This is a genomic window from Ideonella flava, assembly GCF_051857595.1.
GTDB lineage: Bacteria > Pseudomonadota > Gammaproteobacteria > Burkholderiales > Burkholderiaceae_C > Ideonella.
Genome location: NZ_JBPZHD010000011.1, coordinates 81,048 through 97,089, shown reverse-complemented (window position 1 = coordinate 97,089; position 16,042 = coordinate 81,048). Strand labels below are relative to the sequence as shown.

Below are 16,042 nucleotides of genomic sequence, written 5' to 3'. Positions count from 1 at the left end.
GAAGGTTCACACCTGGCCATGCGCCTGTCCAACCTATTGCCCCGCATCGCCCTCTGCTGGGCCGCCCTCGCCAGCGCGGCCGCGCCGGCCGCCGAACCGCCGCCCGGCGCCAATCCGGTGCTGCGCGACCGTTTCACCGCCGACCCCGCGCCGCTCGTCGTGGGCGACACGGTCTACCTCTACGTCGGCCGTGACGAGGCCAAGGGCAACGACTTCTTCCTCATGAAGGAGTGGCTGTGCTATTCGTCCAAGGACCTGCGCCACTGGACTGCCCATGGCGCTTTCATGAAGCCCACCGACTTCAAGTGGGCGGTGGGCGACGCCTGGGCCGCGCAGGTGGTGCAGCGCAACGGCCGCTTCTACTTCTACGCCACCGTGCAGCACGACGACACGCAGCCCGGCAAGGCCATCGGCGTCGCGGTGGCCGACAACCCGCTGGGCCCGTTCAAGGATGCGCGCGGCTCGGCGCTGGTCACCGATGCCACGACACCCAGCCCCTACCACTGGAACGACATCGATCCCACCGTCTTCGTCGATGACGACGGCACCGCCTGGCTGGCCTGGGGCAACCCGGTGCTCTACCTGGCCCGGCTCAAGCCGAACATGACCGAGCTCGACGGCCCCATCGAGAGGATCGCGCTGCCCAACTACACCGAGGGGCCGTGGCTGTCCAAGCGCAAGGGGATGTATTACCTGACCTATGCATCCATGGCGCACCAGAACGTCTGGGAGCATCTGTCCTATGCCACCGCGCCCAGCCCGCGCGGGCCCTGGACCTACCAGGGCGTGCTGACCGGCCCGACGCGCAACAGCTTCACCATCCACGCGGGCATCATCGACGACTTCAAGGGCCAGTCCTACCTGGCCTATCACAACGGCGAGCTGACCCTGCCCGACGGCCAGACCGGCAACGGCAACCGCCGTTCCGTCACGATGGAGTACCTCCACTACGACGCCGACGGCCGCATGTGGCCCGTCACGCAGACCGAGGCCGGCATCAGCACGCCGCCCCGGCCGCCCGCCGGCAAGGTGCCCGCGCCGGCGGACCCTGGCCGCTCCGACCCCCGCGTGGCCGTCCAGCAGTTCGCCCAGGGCTATCCCGAAACCTGGCCTGGTCGCCCGGCGCTGGCCTCGGTGACCCGGCCGTTCGAGCAGGCGCCCGAGCCGGTGGGCTTCAATCGCGACGGCGGCGCCAGCCGCCTGGTGCAGACCTTCGTGCCGCGCGCCGACATCGAACTGGGCCTGCTCAGCCTGTATGCCGGCGACGGCCACGGCACGGACGCGGCGCACCCCTTGCGGCTGTCGCTGCGAGACGTGGAGGCCGGTACCGAACTGCTCGGCGCCGGCCAGGGCCTGGCCATCGCCTACCGGCCGCAAGGGGCCGGGCTGCTGAGCTTCGACTTCAGCGCCCACCCGTCCGTCGTGCTGCAGGCCGGTCGCCGCTACGCGCTGGCGCTGCAGGGCCAGAAGGAGGCGCTGACGATCGATCTGCGCGCCAGCCGCGATGACATCTACGCGGACGGCGAGGCCAGCCTCGACGATCGGCCGCTGAAGGACCCGCAGGGCCGCCCCGTGGACTTCGCGTTCGCGCTCTACGCGCTCCAGCCGCGCTGAGCCCGCCGCTGGCCGTCAGGGCTTGGCGACCGCGCAGCGCTTGCGCGTGGCGGCAGCCTTCTTGTGCGTCGGCGACGTGCTCAGCGAGACAGCGGGGCCGGGTTCGCCAGGTACGCCTTGAACAACCGGGCGAACTGCCCGCCGTCCGTCGTGATGTTGGCCGACGTGCTGCCGCCGCCGCTGAACACGATGGCGAACACGCCGCTGGCGGTGTACTCGGTCGGATGCGTGAGCATGTACTGGACGTGGTTGTCCCGGTAGTGCCCCGGCGTGCCGCCGGGCGTGTTCGAGGGCACACCCATCGGCGTCTGCCAGTACAGCACGGGGAGGTCACCGAGCAGGCTCCGCACGGCGGTCCACTCGTTCTGGTTCTGGTGGAAGTTGGGCGTCGACACGTTGGCCTCGTCCCAGTAGAACGGGCCGTTGCCGCGCCCCGAGCACTCCCCCGGAGGTGGCGAGGCCTCGAAGCAACCGGCATCGCGATCGCTCGTCTGCGCGACCATGAAGTCGGCCTTGTCCGCCCCGACCTTCAGCATGAAGTTGCCTACGGTGTTGGCATCCCGGCCCCAGAAGGACGGCGGAAACCCGATCTTGGCCTTGGGCGCGTAAGTGCGACCGAGCGCGAGCAGGCATCCCGCCATGCCGGCGACGTTGTCCGGCTGGCTCGCGCACTCGTTGACCATGCTCACCCGCGCCGGCAGCTTCGCCGGGTCGCCCCCGGGAGCGCCTGTCATCGCGAAACCCCAGAAGTCCGGCTCCAGGTTGACCAACGCGGGCGAGTCCGTCTCGCCGATCTTCTGGTACATCAGCTTGACCTGGGCCCAATAGCTGGACATGAAGCTGGGGTCGTTGACGGCGTCCAGGTTGCCCTCGCCCCGGGAGGCCATCTGGTAGAGCGTGAACATGGGCACCGCGCCGACGGCCTTGACGTTCGCCGAGACGTAGGTCACGTAGGCCCCATCGGGGCTGTTCCACGTCGGCCACGAACCGCTGCCCACACCGACCAGGTAGGTATCGATGATGTCCGGCTGGATCTGCTGGCTCGTCATGTCCGCGATCGAATTGCCGGCGCCCAGGCCTCCCAGCAGCCGATCGGGCATGCCGAGGGCGGCGTTGATGGAGCCGGCGGACGGCGGTGGGGCGGGGGGAGGATCCGCCGGCCCCGGTGCCGGCGCTGGCGGCGAGTCGCTGCCTTCGGACCCGCTTCCCCCGCAGGAGGCCACGCTGGCCATCAGCAAGGCAAGCGCGACGAGGCGGACGGTCGAAGCGGCGTTCAGGGCGTTCGGCATTCTTTTCCTTTCCAACGAGATGTCATGCGACACGAGCGTGCGTGACATTCTCGATGGGCCGAACCGAAACTCCCCGCGAACTACTCGATGTTCTGCGCAAGGTTGGCAAGCGGAGCATGCGGAGAGTGAGCAACTGTAGCGAGTTAGCGTCCCGGCGGCCGGCGGAACGATCGTTCAGCCGCTTCGGCCTCGAATTCGTCGAACGCAGCCGCCATGGATCGGCTGCTCGCGGCCTCGGGGACGCAGGCACGAGCACTGATGATCGGGTACGTGGCACCGCAAACCGCGACGCCCGAGCTGCCGCTGACGCGATGCCAGGTCGAGATCCTGCGGCGCGTCGTGCAGGGCTGCAGCATGAAGCAAATTGCCTACGCGAATCGAATCGCGACGCACCCGCGAGCGGCAGCTATCCGGCGGTGAGATTGAGTTCCACTTGGGCTCGACTCGGCCAATAGCAGAAGCTTGTCAAGGATCGCTTTGCGACCGGCCATCTCGAACGTTAGAGGCGCCGTAGAAGCCTCCCGGGAGTTGGGCACAGTCGCAAAAAGTTGAAGCGACCATGTCGATTCTGCTGCTCCTCGCTCGTCGTACAGGCATAACACCACCCCTTCGACAGCGCAGGAGAATCCAATGGCTGCATCGGTACTGTTCATGTCAATGTCGCTCGACGGCTATATTGCCGGTCCGCACGACGAAGTCGGCCATCCCGGTGGCGATGGCTTCGACCGGCTGCACGAGTGGTACGGGGACTTCTCCCGGCCGTCTGGGGCCGTCGGAGAACTGTGGGACGAGTGGAACACGCCTGGTTCGATATTGGCGGGTCGGCGTACCGTGGAGCAGATCGATCACTGGGGCGGTGACAATCACGGTGTCCCAATCTTCGTGCCCAGCCACCGGCCGCCCGGCCCATCCGTCGCGAACTATCCATTGGTGACATATGTGCGCGACGGAATCAAGAGCGCAATGGCTCAGGCGAAGGCCGCCGCCGGCAATCTGAACGTGCTGGTGCTCGGCGCGTACACAGCACAACGGGCACTTGAGGCCGGTGTGCTGGACGAGCTGCAGATCCATCAGATCCCGGTGCTGTTCGGCGGCGGCCGTCGTCTATTCGACGTGTTGCCTTCGCAGATCGAGCTGGAGATCGTGCGAGTGATCGACACTCCGGCTGCCACGCACATCCGCTATCGCGTTCGTCGCTGAGCGGGTTGGCGCCCAACTGTCCATTCAAGCGGAAGCCGCTTCGCGCTCGGCCAGGACGTCAGCCCGTGACCTTGACCCTGAACACGGTACCGGCGGCTGATGGCGTCCTGGTTGAAGACGACGGTGAATTCCACGGTAGCCCCGATGCGGGGCGCGGGCGGGCGCTTATCCGGCGACCCGTGTCCTGCGAAACTCTCGCGGCAGTTCAGGCCGAGGGCGAGGCCCAGGCCTGCCTGGATCAGCGATCGACGGGTCGCGCTCATGCGGACTCTCCGGATCGGTCAGGTGGCCGACGCGTCATTGAGCCCGCCGATCGCGGCAGGCGACAGCACTCCTTCGCGTGACCGCGCGCGAGCTGTCGCCTGGCTGGCTGGACAGCGTTTTGCTACCCTGGGTGCATGGTGGAACCGACACTGCTTTCGACGCTCGACCAAGGCGTACTGACGTTGACGCTGAACCGCCCCGAGAAGCTCAACGCGATCGACAACGCCTTGGCAGCCGCATTGCTCGAGAAACTACAGGCAGCAGCCAACAACCCAGAGGTGCGTGTGATCCGCCTGCGTGGCAATGGGCGGGCCTTTTGCGCGGGGCGCGATGTCAGCGCGCCGCCCACCGAGCGGGATCTCGAACTGGTCCAGGGTGTTGCCGTGGCCATCGTGCGCCACCCGAGGCCCGTGGTGGCGGCCGTGCACGGCTGGACTGTGGGCGCAGGGTTCGAGTGGACGATGGACGCCGATGTGGTGGTGACTGCAGACGATGCGAGGTTCAAGCTGCCCGAAGCGTCGATCGGCGTCTTCGTGACAGGTGGTCTCGTGGCTACCTTGCCAGCCATCGCCGGACTGTCGCGGGCCAAGGCCATGATGCTGTTGGGCGAGGAGTTCGGTGCCCGTCAGGCTGTCGACTGGGGCCTGGCCCTCCGGGCGGTACCGACCCATCAACTGGACGAAGTCTCGATGGTTGTGTGCCAGCGACTCGCGGCGCTCGATCCGACCGTCGTGGCGCACTACAAGCGCGTGCTCAACGCTGTCGGCCTCGACCGATTCGACCAGGCGATTGAGGAGGAGTCGAACGCCACTCGCTTGCTGGTGAAGGCATCTCCGCTCGGGACCTGATCGCCGTATCAGTGCGGAGTCGGTGCAGAGGTCCGGCATGCTTAACTGAACGGCCGCTGGCCGTCGACGGGAGCGCTCGTCCGAGCGAGCAGGAGGCGCTTCAGCCGATCTTGTCCTTGAGCCGGTAATAGGCACCTGCCAGAGGCAGGAACCAGGGAGGTCCGAAATGGCCCGGGATGGCTGGCCAGGCGAAGTCTTTCCAGGGATTGAGCTCCGCGCGCCCGTCCATGACCTCCGCCATGATCGTCCCCATCAGGGTCGACATCTGGGTGCCGTGGCCGCTGTAGCCCATCGAGTAGTAGATGCCGTTGCGTTCGCCGGCGCGTGGCAGTCGGTCGCGCGTCATGTCGACCATGCCGCCCCAGCAATAGTCGATGCGTGCGTCGCGCAGTTCGGGAAAGACGTCGTGCAATGCCGCCTGGAGGATCTCACCGCTCTTCTGGTCGGAGTTCGGATTGGAGACGGCGAATCGCGCCCGTCCGCCGAAGAGCAGCCGGTTGTCCGGCGTGGCCCTGAAGTAGTGGACCAGGTTCTTGGTGTCGACCGCCATCCGGCGCCGCGGCAACAGGCGGTCGAGCGTTTCGTTCGGCAGCGGCTCTGTGACGATGAGGAACGCGCCTACCGGCACGATCCTGCGCCGGATCCAGGCCAGAGGCCCGGTGTGCGAGGTCCCGCTGGCCAGCAGAACCTGCGCCGCCCGAAGCCGGCCCTTCGGAGTGTCGATGGTGTGGCCACCACCGGGGGCGGGCCGAAGGCTCGTCATCGGCGCGTGCTCGTGCATCTCGACGCCGCGGCGCGCCGCCGCTTCGGCCAACCCTCGCACGAAGCGCCCGACGTGCATGCCCGCGCTCTTGCGGTAGATCAGCCCGCCATAGAAGCGGTCCGACCCGACCTCCCCGGCCAGGTCAGCGCGGCTGACCATCTCCGTGTCGGGATCGACATGGGCCGCCAGCAGGGCCTGGCTGCGCGCCAGCTTGTCGTAGTGTTCTGGCTTGGCCGCCAGCTTGATCTTGCCGGTGCGTGCGAAGCTGCAGTCGATCTTCTCTTCCGCCACCAGGCGCTCGACCATGTCGACGCCGGCGTCGAAGGCCCGGTACAGCCGGTCGGCGACTTCCTTGCCGAGCTTGGCCGACAGGGCACCGTAGTCCTGGGCGAAGCCGTTGTTGCACATGCCGCCGTTGCGGCCGGATGCCGCGTGACCGATGGTCTCGGCTTCCAGGAGCACGACACGCGCGCCCTTCTTGGCCAGCGCCAGCGCGGCCGAACAGCCGGTCAGGCCGCCGCCGATCACTGCAACGTCGCAGGTGCCCAGCACGGGTCCTGCCGTTGCGCTGCGGAAGGGCTCCGACGTGTCGAGCCAATAGGAGGTCAGCTTCATACCGGCGTCAGTTGAACGACTGGTTGGCGAGCGCAAACAAGCGCGCCGGCCCCGTCGATGGAACCTGCGTTCCGAGGACCATGGTGGTGGCGTCACCGACCCGCTGCAGGCCGAGGCCTTCGAGCCACTCGCCGAGCTGCGAGGTGGCCGAGGTGTCGACGCGAACGAACACACGCCCGAGGCGCGCGAGCGCGGCCTCGATCAACGCGCGCGCATCGGCCGGGCTTTCGGCGACGACGGGACCGATGACCTGCCCTCGGCCGAACAGACGTGAGATCGCATAGCCGCGCGGCTCGCCGTCACGTACGAGCACATGGCCGTCACCGATCTGGACGAGCCGATCCAGCATCTGTCGCCTCGCCCAGGCGGTGGCCTCCTGATCGAGACGCGCGATCGCTTCCACATCCGATGGCGCCATCGCCCTGACGAGGTTCGGCGGCGGCGCCTCATGGCACTTCTTGGGTAAGCCCTGGTGCTGGTGGATGACACCGACGCAGGCGAAGCCGCGTCGCTGATAAAGCGCCAGGCCTTCGGCCGTCGAGTTCAGCGTGATGGTCCGCGGGTGGGCCGCTCCCAGCAGGGCGTCCATCAGGCGGGAGCCGTGGCCACGCCCTTGCACAGCCTTCGAGACGATGATCATCCCGGCTGAAGCATGGTCCTCGCCGTGGGCCCACCACGCCGCGGTCGCGATGACCGTGCCGGCTTCGTTGCACAGCACGAATCCCTGGCCGAGCTCCAGCGCGATTGCCCAGTCCTCGAGCCGATAGGGCCAGGACATCTCCTGAGAGAGCCGCAGGGCGGCCGCCAGGTGTTCCTTGCCAAACGGGACCAGCACCACTCCGTCGTCGTGGTGGCCGGGCCGGGTCGCCTTGGCGGTCATGGTTCGCGCACCGCGATCGCGTCGACCTCGACCAGGTACCCGTGGTGCAATTCAGGCACGGGAACCACGGTGCGCGCGGGGCACGCATCCGGCAGCATGCCCGCGTAGACCGCATTGAACCGCGGCCAGTTCGCGATGCCGACGATGTAGGCGGTCACCTTGACCAGCTGCTGCGGCGAACTGCCCGCGGCACGCACCATCTCCAGCAGGTTCTGGATGGCCTGCCCGGCCTGCGCCTCGAAGCCTTCGTCGTCCAGCGGACGTCCATCCGCCCGGATCGGCAATTGTCCGGAGACGAAGACGTGTGCACCCGAGACGATGGCCTGCGAGTAGTGCCCCGCCGGCCTGGGTGCGCTGTCTGTCAGGATGGCGTTCACGATCTGGCCGCCGCTCACTGCCATCCCCCGAAACGCAACCACTCGGCTTCGACGCGGTCCGAGGTGCCGCGGACGACCTGATAGGCGCGATGCTGGGCGCCGGTGGCGCAAGCGTGGTTCGGCAGGATTCGCACGCGGTCACCGATGGCGAGATCCGGCAGCACGCCGCTCGAGCCCGGTCGCACGGTGATGATCCCGTGCTCCTGGTTGGCGTCGGCGACGATCAAGTCGGGATAGGGAATGCCAGCCATGTCGCACACCAATCCATAGCCCTGATCGACGGCCAGCCTGCGCGTACCTCGGTCCTGCGACAGCGCCATCCAACCGGCGTCGACCAGGATCCATCCCTTGTCGCGCTGGTGTCCGATCACGGTCGCGAGCACCGAGACCGCAATGTCCTCGACCTGGCAGACGCCGATCCCGGCCATCACGAGATCGAAGAACACGAACACGCCGGCCCGCACTTCGGTCACGCCGGTGAGGTCGGCGGCATGGTGCGCAGTCGGCGTGGAGCCGACGCTGACCACCGGACAGGGCAGCCCCGCTTCACGCAGGATCGTCGCGGCGTCGACCACGCTGCGGCGCTCGACCTCCGCGCATCGACGCAAGGCCTCTGCCCCACGGGCCGAGTAGCTGGCGCCGGCGTGCGTGATCACGCCCCGCAGTTCCGCTCCATCGTCGAGGGCGTGGCCGATGTCCAGCAGCAGCTGCCGGTGGGTCGGCAGCACCCCGGAGCGGTGGCCGTCGCAGTCGATCTCGATCAGCGCTGGAATGCGCGTGCCTGCCTGGCGCGAGGCAAGCGCCACGGCTTGCGCCTGCTCCACGGTGTCCAGCACCACGGTCACATCGGCGCCCCCGGCGCGCAGCTCGAGCACCTGCTTCAGTTTCGATGGCGCAATGCCGACCGCATAGAGGATGTCCCGCACGCCGGCAGCCGCGAACCGCGCAGCTTCCAGAAGTGTCGAAATCGTTGCAGGCCCCGCCGGCGACGTCATGACGCGCCGTGCGACCTCCACGCATTTGGCCGTCTTGAGGTGCGGACGCAGCGACACACCCATGCCGTCGAGCCTTGTTCTCAGGCGTGCGATGTTCTGCTCCATCCGCTCGGCGTCGAGGATGAGGCAAGGCGTTGCCAGGTCCGAAAGCGTCGTTGCGATCTCTTCGGCGTGCGCCGTGTCCGCGAATATTGCCTGGCTCAATGTCTTGCCTCCGGTGGTGCCTTGGGACAGATGTTGCACCGGGCGCATGCAGCCTACAATTTACCGAACCTGCATGGAGCATTAAGGCGGCACTGAATGATCAGCTCGGAGGACCTTCGCTTCTTCGACGTGTTGACCAAGTCGGCGTCGCTCGCCGAGGCCGCCAGGAAGCTTGACGTCACGCCGCCCGCCGTCACCCAGCGCTTGCGCGCACTGGAGGCACGCATAGGCATCCGGCTGATCGACCGTTCCGGCCGCAAGATGAGTCTCACCGACGAAGGCGCCCTCGTCGCATCGCACGGGACGATAGTGGCTGAGGCGATGGAGGCGCTGTCCGAGGCATTGGCGGACCGCAAGAAGGCCATCAGCGGGCATCTGCGGGTCGCCGCCCCCCACGGCTTTGGCCGGCTTCATGTGGCGCCGGTGGTGGACGCCTTCGCCCAGGCGCATCCCGGCGTGACGGTCACGTTGGATCTCTCGGATCATCCGGGCGCGAAACTGGTCGAGAGCAGCGACGTCACCATTCACATCGGCCCGCCCGGACCGCTGAACCAGATCGTGACGACGCTGGCGCCGAACCGACGCATCCTCTGCGCCAGCCCGGGCTATCTCGCCGATGCAGCACCTCTTCAATCGCCATCAGACTTGATGCGGCATCGATGCCTCGTGGTCAGGGAGAACGATGAAGACGTCACCCTGTGGCGGTTCCTGCACGCTTCCCGCGGGCCCGAGACCGTTCGAATCCGTCCCACCATGTGCAGCAATGACGGGGTCGTGGTTCGCGACTGGGCGCTTGCAGGGCAAGGTGTCGCGATCCGGTCGGAGTGGAATGTCGCAGCCGACCTCGCAGCCGGTCGACTGAAGCGGGTGCTGCCGAGCTGGGAGGTTCCTGCGGCCGACGTCGTCGCCATGCTGGGCACGCGCTTCGGGCGAAGTGCGCGCACGACGGCGTTCCTGGCCCTGCTCCGCCAATCCCTTTCGCCGGCACCTTGGAGGCGAAAGACCGTTCGATGACGCCGAGGCTGCACTTGCGGCCGCATGCTTTCGGGAGCAAGCCGGGGCGCCACGCTGATCCAGTAGCCTGCGGCAGCGGCACCCACCAGCCGTGGCGCGGCAACCAGGCCTGCCCGCATAGGGCATTCGTTCAGGGCCCCGCGCCGTGAAAAGTACGCGCCCGAGGGGCCTCCGAGGATCCCGCTACAGGTTTTCCCGCAGTTGTTCGTGTGACCGACGAACTAGTCTGGGCGCCGTTGATATAGCGTTATATCAACTGACAGCGGATAGGCGTTGGTGCTGTGCAGAAGGGTTTGGCGACATGACTCGCGGTGCGCGATCAGCCGGGGCTTCCTTCCCGCGGCGATTCCTTCGTTCGGCCCTGGTGGGATTGCCCTTCCCGGCCGGGGGCCCGGTCCTCGCAGCCGCGGGCAACGGTGACTTGACGGGCTCCAACATCAACCACGGCGGACGCTGGGACGCTGTGGCCCCATGGAAACCTAACCACACTTCGTTACTGACACATCAAGTCACCCTCGGCATCATGTCGAGCGCCGATGACATGCGCGTGCAGGCGATGAAGACCCGCTGGCAGGCCTGAACGCGGTTGCTATCGCGACATCGGTCAAGGCTCCCGCATTACGACGACATCCCCTTCGCTGGCGTCCGGGCAGCGAACCCATCAAGCGCAAAGGATCAGACTTGTCCAAGCCCCGCATCCAAGACACGAACGCCCATGAACTGCCCGACTCCGCGCGGCGTGCCTTCTCGTTCGGACTCGGGCTGCTTCCCATGTTCCCCTTGCTGCCCGCCTGCAGCGGCGGCCCCCAAGGGGATGGCGTTGACGGCGATCCAGGGCCAGGCCAAGGGACCCGCACACCGGCCTCGGAGAGCGGCGTCTTCACTCACCCCGGGCTGCTGGTCACCGACGATGACTTCTCGCGCATCAGCGAGCTGATCAAGAACGGCCAGCAACCGTGGACGAACTGGTGGAACCAGCTGTGCATCGATCACTTCGGCACCCTGGACACCCAGCCCTACCCGCTGCCGGCCGTCTACCGGGCCGACGGCAGCAAGAACGCGATGTACGTCGACATCTGGCGCGCGTGGACCTTGGCGTTGCACTGGAAGATTTCGGGCGACACGCGCTATGCCGACAAGGCGGTGGAGTTCCTCGACGCCTGGGGCAGCACGCTGAAGGAGATCGGGACCGTCCCGCCGGGCTCGTCGGCCCACGACGATCACACCTTCATCCTGATGGCGGGCATGCAAGGCCACCAATGGGCGCAGATCGGCGAGATCATGCGCACCTACTCCGGCTGGGCGCCGGAGAACCTGAAGCGCTTCCAGGACATGCTGCTGACGGTGTTCGCGTCCATCTCTTCATGGTTCCTCAGCGACGGCCGCATAGGCTCCCATGCCAACTGGGACATGGCCTCCCTCGTCGGCGCCATGGCCATCGGCATCTTCTGCGACCGGCCCGACCTGTACAGGCTGGCCTGCGATTGCTACGCCGCCAACAACCGCGGCACGCTCAGGACGTTCGGCAACGGCTCGGCCCTGCATGGCGTTTACTACATGCACCCCGGCCACTTCGGTCAGTGGGAGGAGAGCGGACGCGACCAGGGCCATGCGACGCTGGGCATGTCGCTCGGCGGCGACGTGATGGAGATGGCCTGGAACCAGGGCGACGATCTCTACGGGCTGTACAACAATCGCTTCCTCGCGGCCGCCGAGTACGTGGCGCGGTCGAACCTGCTGGACGAGAACGGCAAGACCTACCCCATGCCGTATGTCCCAGAGCACGACCCGTCGCAGCCTCACACGTCCATGTGGACGCAGGTGAACCAGTCGTTCCAGCACGGCCGCAACGCCTGGGAGCCGATCTTCAACCACTACGTCAACCGCCTGGGGCTGGCGGCGCCGAACGTCGCGCGCATGGTGGTGCTGTGCGAGCCGAAATACGGCGGCAGCAGCGACGACATCTGGTGGCCGACGCTGATCCATCGCCGTGTGCCGTATGCCGGGCCGATGAAGCCTCCGTCCGGCCTCACCGGCTACCTGAATGACGGCCGCGTCCTGCTGTCGTGGTGGGGGAGCGTGGGAGCGACTTCCTACGTGGTGCGGCGAGGCAAATCGGCCAGGGGCCCCTTCACCCCATTGGCCACGATTGCGGCCGACCAGTTGCTGACCTACACCGATGCTGCGCCCGACGGCATCTGGTTCTACCAGGTCCTGGCGCAAGGCCCCGGCGCGCCGCGCAACGGCTCCAACACGGTCCGGGTCGCGCTGCCTGGCGAACTGCGCTTCAGCATGCCGCTGGATGGCAAGAACGGCCTCGTCCCCACCGGCACCTTGCTGAATCCGGACGGCACTTCCACTTCGGTGCAGGGCACGCTCCTGAACGGCGCGACCTGGGGCGAAGGTCGCAACAATGACAAGGCCGTCGCGTTCGATGGCGTGTCGGCGGGCCTGCAACTGCCTTCAGGCCTGTTCAACAGCCTGGACGACTTCACGGTGTCCATGTGGGCCTACGCCAACGGGCTGCACTGGGACAGCTGCATCCTGTTCGCCGGGACCGATGCCTTCTCCGCTCTCTTCATCGCACCCCAGTCCGGCGGCTATGGCCGCCTGCGTTCCGGCATCTACGGGGCAACCTTCAACGATCAGCGTGTGCTGGAAGCGCCCAGCGCCCTGGCCACGAGACGTTGGGTTCATGTGGCGGTCACGCAAAAGGGCACGACGGGTCGGCTCTATATCGACGGCGTCGAGGTAGCGAATGCCGACTACATGACGCTCACGCCGCGCCAGGTGGGCGACCAGGTGACCTTCCTGGGACGCAACTGGGCTCATCCATCCTTCAACGGCCGCATCCAGGACTTCCGCATCTACGCGGGAGCCCTGGGCGCAACGGACGTCGCTGCGCTGGCCAGGTGATCCGCTGCCGCTGAAAACTGCCGCACTGACGTATCGGCCGCCGCTGGCGACCCTGGACACGCGCCGGCTCGGGAGACTTCAGCCCTCGAAGATGGCCACGGCCCGCGTCCATCCGGCGGAGGCGCCACGGATCTTGTGCGGAAAGCAGCTCACCGTGAAACCGTGGGACGGCAGCGCCTCCAGGTTGTGAAGCTTCTCGAGATGGCAATAGCCGATGTCACGGCCGGCCTTGTGGCCCTCCCAGATCAGGGACGTGTCGCCGGTCTCGGCGATCTTCTTCGCCGTGTACGAGAAAGGCGCGTCCCAGCTCCAGGCATCGGTGCCCGTCAGGCGCACGCCCCGCTCCAGCAGGAACATGGTGGCTTCGTAGCCCATGCCGCAACCGGCGTTCACGTAGTCGCCATGGCCGTAGCGCGAGCCGGCCCGGGTGTTGATCACCACGATGTCCAGCGGCTGCAGCTCGCAGCCGATGCGCTTCAGCTCCGCCTCGACATCGGCCGCGGTGACGACGTAGCCGTCGGGCAAGTGGCGGAAATCCAGCTTCACCCCCGGCTGGAAGCACCACTCCAGCGGTACCTGGTCGATGGTGATCGAGGGCCGCGAGTCGCCCAGCTTCGCATCCATCGTGGAGTGGAAGTGGTACGGCGCGTCCAGGTGCGTGCCGTTGTGGGTGGTCAGCGTCACCCACTCGGCCGCCGCGGCCTCCCCCTCGGGATAGTCCTCCGGCCTGGTGCCGGGCAGAAGCATCATGAACTCCTTGAGCGTGTCGGAGTGATTCTGGTAGGTGATCTTCGGCGCCAGGGGCGGCGGGTCGGAAAGGACGTCGTTCTCGAGGTAGATCGAAAGGTCGACGAAGCGGCGTTGGGGTTTGTTCATGGGAAGGTTCCTGTTCAGGCGGCGGGCGCACCCACCACGCGCTGATCGATGACGCCGAAGGGGCCCTCGCGGCCATCGGCCAAGCGGGCCTGCATGCGCACGCGTTCGCCGAAGCGCATGAAGGGCGTGCGGGCCTCGCCCTGGTCGAGGATCTCGATCACGCGCCGCTCGGCGATGCAGGCCGAGCCGGCCGCGCGGCTCTCGTTGGAAACCGTGCCTGAGCCGATGATGCTGCCGGGCGAGAGCCGCCGTGTGCGCGCGGCATGAGCGATGAGCTCACCGAAATGGAAGTTCATCTCGCGTCCGTTCGGTTCGCCGAAACGCTGGCCGTTGAACTGGACGTGCAGGTCGAGCTTCACGCGGCCATCGCTCCAGCCGTCGCCCAGCTCGTCGGGCGTCACCGCGACCGGCGCGAAGCTGGTGGATGGCTTGGCCTGCAGGAAGCCGAAGCCGGTGGCCATCTCGTGCGGCCCCAGCGCCCGCAGGCTCCAGTCGTTGATCTGCACCACGAGGCGGATGCAGCCCAGCGCCTCCTCGGAGGTCACCCCCATCGGCACCTCATCGACGACCACGCCGAATTCGCCCTCGAAGTCGATGCCGTCGGCTTCGCTCGGCAGCGACACGTCGTCATGCGGGCCGAGGAAGTCGTCGCTGGCGCCCTGGTACATCACCGGAACGGACTCGAACTTCGGAATCGGCCTGGTGTTGAAGGCACGCTCCATGAGGCGGCCATGGTTGAGGAAGGCCGAGCCGTCGAGCCACTGCGGGCTGCGCGGCAGCGGCGCCATGCAGTGGGCAGAGTCGAAGTCGAAGGCACCGGCCGCGGTGCCGGCGTGGAGCTGCTCGTACAGTGATTGCAGCGGCGCCTGGACCTCGTTCCAACGGCACAGGGCCTGCAGCAGGTTGGGGGCGATCGCGCCGGCCTCGACCGCCTGGGACAGATCGCGCGAGACCACGACCAGCCGGCCATCCGGCGTGCCGTCGCGCAGCGTGGCAAGTTTCATCTGGGTTCCTCTTGAAATCAAACGGCGGCCGGGAGCGGCTCAGCCGGCTGGCGCACGGCGATGAAGCAGACCATGGCGACGGCAGCCACCGCGACCGCCGCGAAGGTGAGGCTGCCGTAGCCGCCGGCCTTGACCAGCGTGCCGCCGAGCAAGGGACCAACCGCCGCGCCGATCATGGTCATCGCCGGCGTGGCGGCCACGGCGCGACCCGTCGGGTCCAGGCGTGCGATCAGGCCGAACGCGAAGGTGTGGGTGAAGATCATCACGCAGGGCAGCAGGATCGCCGCCGCCGCGTACGGCTCGAAGACTCCGGCCTGCGTGATGCCGAACGCCACGGCCACCTGGGCGAGCGGCCCCGCCAGCACGACGCGATGCGGCGCCAGTCGGTTCTGCAACAGCGCCGCAAGCGGTGCCGGCAAGAGCGTGACGAAGCCCATCACGATGAGCATGGTGGTGACGGCCGGCACGCCGAATCGCTCGGCACCTATGCGCTCCACGAAGCTGAACAACATCGCTTGCACCAGCGCCATGCAGCTCACGCCGGCCATGGCCCGCCACACCGCCGGGGGCAGCCGTTCGGCAGGGTCCATCGGGACGGAGCCGGTGGCGTGCGGCTCGGGGAAAGCGAGCGCCGCCAGCACCGCGGCCACGGCCATCACGGCGGCAAACACGCGGAACATCGCCGTGCCGCCGGCCGCTGCCACCAGCGTCGGCAGGCCCCCCAGCATCAGGATCGCGAACACGCCCAGCGCCATGCCTGCCATGGCGAACAAGCGGTGAGGATTGGCGCTTCGGCCTATGGTCCCGTGGGTGAACGAGAGCCCGCAGCCCGCGGCGACACCGGCCAGCGCGTGCAGCACCGCCATGGCCGCGAAGTCCTGCATCGTCGACATCAGCGCGAAGGCGACCGCCGCGACGCCGTAGCCCGTGGGCGCCGCGATGCGGCCCATGATGCGCTGGAAGCGCGGCGCGAAGAACAGGCTCGCTGTCACTGCACCAGCCAGGAACAGGGTGGCGAGTGCCCCGGCCTGCTGCGGGTCGAAGTGGTACTGCGAGATCAGGGTGCCGACCCACACGGGCAGGGTGACGAGGTCGATCATGCCGGCGCAGTGCGCTGCCATCAGGACGCCTCGTCCTACGAAGCTTTCGGTCTTGGCCATCAGGATCCTTTCGTGGCCGGCCG

At 67.5% G+C, this 16,042-nt stretch carries 14 protein-coding genes; 6 read left to right on the top strand and 8 right to left on the bottom strand.

Annotation, left to right across the window (positions count from 1 at the left end; genetic code table 11):
• Positions 1-18 precede the first annotated feature (18 nt).
• Positions 19-1,614, top strand: coding sequence for a glycoside hydrolase family 43 protein (locus ACS5PM_RS23535; RefSeq protein WP_439390143.1), 1,596 nt, complete (start codon positions 19-21; stop codon positions 1,612-1,614).
• Positions 1,615-1,694: 80 nt separating this feature from the next.
• Here the strand turns inward: ACS5PM_RS23535 and ACS5PM_RS23530 are convergent, their stop codons facing one another.
• On the bottom strand, positions 1,695-2,903 hold the full coding sequence (locus ACS5PM_RS23530; protein WP_439390142.1) for a hypothetical protein: 1,209 nt from the start codon (positions 2,901-2,903) through the stop codon (positions 1,695-1,697).
• A gap of 213 nt (positions 2,904-3,116) precedes the next feature.
• Here ACS5PM_RS23530 and ACS5PM_RS23525 point away from each other — a divergent pair, with 213 nt between their 5' ends.
• The 3 genes from ACS5PM_RS23525 to ACS5PM_RS23515 all read left to right on the top strand — a co-directional run bounded on the left by ACS5PM_RS23525 (position 3,117) and on the right by ACS5PM_RS23515 (position 5,215).
• On the top strand, positions 3,117-3,323 hold the full coding sequence (locus ACS5PM_RS23525) for a hypothetical protein (RefSeq protein WP_439390141.1): 207 nt from the start codon (positions 3,117-3,119) through the stop codon (positions 3,321-3,323).
• 210 nt (positions 3,324-3,533) lie between these two features.
• Positions 3,534-4,103 (top strand): dihydrofolate reductase family protein, encoded by a 570-nt coding sequence (locus ACS5PM_RS23520; RefSeq protein ID WP_439390140.1) that lies wholly within the window; start codon positions 3,534-3,536, stop codon positions 4,101-4,103.
• Positions 4,104-4,501: 398 nt separating this feature from the next.
• Complete coding sequence (locus tag ACS5PM_RS23515; RefSeq protein ID WP_439390139.1) at positions 4,502-5,215, top strand: enoyl-CoA hydratase/isomerase family protein; 714 nt, start codon at positions 4,502-4,504, stop codon at positions 5,213-5,215.
• A gap of 100 nt (positions 5,216-5,315) precedes the next feature.
• Here ACS5PM_RS23515 and ACS5PM_RS23510 read toward each other — a convergent pair whose 3' ends face one another.
• From ACS5PM_RS23510 to ACS5PM_RS23495, 4 genes are read right to left on the bottom strand one after another with little or no spacing between them, the layout of a single operon-like run.
• Positions 5,316-6,593: an NAD(P)/FAD-dependent oxidoreductase gene (locus ACS5PM_RS23510; protein WP_439390138.1), complete on the bottom strand. Its 1,278-nt coding sequence runs from the start codon at positions 6,591-6,593 to the stop codon at positions 5,316-5,318.
• 7 nt (positions 6,594-6,600) lie between these two features.
• The gene (locus ACS5PM_RS23505) at positions 6,601-7,473 is read right to left on the bottom strand and encodes a GNAT family N-acetyltransferase (RefSeq protein ID WP_439390137.1); all 873 of its coding nucleotides are present in this window, start codon (positions 7,471-7,473) and stop codon (positions 6,601-6,603) included.
• Positions 7,470-7,850 carry a RidA family protein gene (locus ACS5PM_RS23500; RefSeq protein ID WP_439390136.1) on the bottom strand — a complete coding sequence of 127 codons (381 nt, stop codon included), beginning with the start codon at positions 7,848-7,850 and terminating at the stop codon, positions 7,470-7,472. Before ACS5PM_RS23500 ends, ACS5PM_RS23505 begins: the two co-directional genes overlap by 4 nt.
• Before the next feature lie 14 nt (positions 7,851-7,864).
• Positions 7,865-8,950, bottom strand: coding sequence for an alanine racemase (locus tag ACS5PM_RS23495; RefSeq protein WP_439390345.1), 1,086 nt, complete (start codon positions 8,948-8,950; stop codon positions 7,865-7,867).
• Between the two features lie 195 nt (positions 8,951-9,145).
• On the opposite strand from ACS5PM_RS23495, the gene ACS5PM_RS23490 reads away from it, so the two are divergent.
• The gene (locus ACS5PM_RS23490) at positions 9,146-10,063 is read left to right on the top strand and encodes a LysR family transcriptional regulator (RefSeq protein ID WP_439390135.1); all 918 of its coding nucleotides are present in this window, start codon (positions 9,146-9,148) and stop codon (positions 10,061-10,063) included.
• A 681-nt stretch (positions 10,064-10,744) separates the two neighbouring features.
• On the top strand, positions 10,745-12,979 hold the full coding sequence (locus tag ACS5PM_RS23485) for a LamG-like jellyroll fold domain-containing protein (RefSeq protein ID WP_439390134.1): 2,235 nt from the start codon (positions 10,745-10,747) through the stop codon (positions 12,977-12,979).
• A gap of 78 nt (positions 12,980-13,057) precedes the next feature.
• Here the strand turns inward: ACS5PM_RS23485 and ACS5PM_RS23480 are convergent, their stop codons facing one another.
• Genes ACS5PM_RS23480 through ACS5PM_RS23470 form a run of 3 tightly spaced genes read right to left on the bottom strand, consistent with a single transcriptional unit; the run spans position 13,058 to position 16,019 of the window.
• Positions 13,058-13,855 (bottom strand): cyclase family protein, encoded by a 798-nt coding sequence (locus ACS5PM_RS23480; protein WP_439390133.1) that lies wholly within the window; start codon positions 13,853-13,855, stop codon positions 13,058-13,060.
• Between the two features lie 14 nt (positions 13,856-13,869).
• Positions 13,870-14,859, bottom strand: coding sequence for a fumarylacetoacetate hydrolase family protein (locus ACS5PM_RS23475; RefSeq protein ID WP_439390132.1), 990 nt, complete (start codon positions 14,857-14,859; stop codon positions 13,870-13,872).
• Between the two features lie 17 nt (positions 14,860-14,876).
• Positions 14,877-16,019: an MFS transporter gene (locus ACS5PM_RS23470; RefSeq protein ID WP_439390131.1), complete on the bottom strand. Its 1,143-nt coding sequence runs from the start codon at positions 16,017-16,019 to the stop codon at positions 14,877-14,879.
• Positions 16,020-16,042: the final 23 nt, after the last annotated feature.

Excerpts from the sequence above, each read along its gene's own strand:
- ACS5PM_RS23535 (WP_439390143.1), top strand. The coding sequence starts at position 19 with ATGCGCCTGTCCAACCTATTGCCCCGCATCGCCCTCTGCTGGGCCGCC.
- ACS5PM_RS23530 (WP_439390142.1), bottom strand. The coding sequence starts at position 2,903 with ATGCCGAACGCCCTGAACGCCGCTTCGACCGTCCGCCTCGTCGCGCTT.
- ACS5PM_RS23525 (WP_439390141.1), top strand. The coding sequence starts at position 3,117 with ATGGATCGGCTGCTCGCGGCCTCGGGGACGCAGGCACGAGCACTGATG.
- ACS5PM_RS23520 (WP_439390140.1), top strand. The coding sequence starts at position 3,534 with ATGGCTGCATCGGTACTGTTCATGTCAATGTCGCTCGACGGCTATATT.
- ACS5PM_RS23515 (WP_439390139.1), top strand. The coding sequence starts at position 4,502 with ATGGTGGAACCGACACTGCTTTCGACGCTCGACCAAGGCGTACTGACG.
- ACS5PM_RS23510 (WP_439390138.1), bottom strand. The coding sequence starts at position 6,593 with ATGAAGCTGACCTCCTATTGGCTCGACACGTCGGAGCCCTTCCGCAGC.
- ACS5PM_RS23505 (WP_439390137.1), bottom strand. The coding sequence starts at position 7,473 with ATGACCGCCAAGGCGACCCGGCCCGGCCACCACGACGACGGAGTGGTG.
- ACS5PM_RS23495 (WP_439390345.1), bottom strand. The coding sequence starts at position 8,950 with ATGGAGCAGAACATCGCACGCCTGAGAACAAGGCTCGACGGCATGGGT.
- ACS5PM_RS23490 (WP_439390135.1), top strand. The coding sequence starts at position 9,146 with ATGATCAGCTCGGAGGACCTTCGCTTCTTCGACGTGTTGACCAAGTCG.
- ACS5PM_RS23480 (WP_439390133.1), bottom strand. The coding sequence starts at position 13,855 with ATGAACAAACCCCAACGCCGCTTCGTCGACCTTTCGATCTACCTCGAG.
- ACS5PM_RS23475 (WP_439390132.1), bottom strand. The coding sequence starts at position 14,859 with ATGAAACTTGCCACGCTGCGCGACGGCACGCCGGATGGCCGGCTGGTC.
- ACS5PM_RS23470 (WP_439390131.1), bottom strand. The coding sequence starts at position 16,019 with ATGGCCAAGACCGAAAGCTTCGTAGGACGAGGCGTCCTGATGGCAGCG.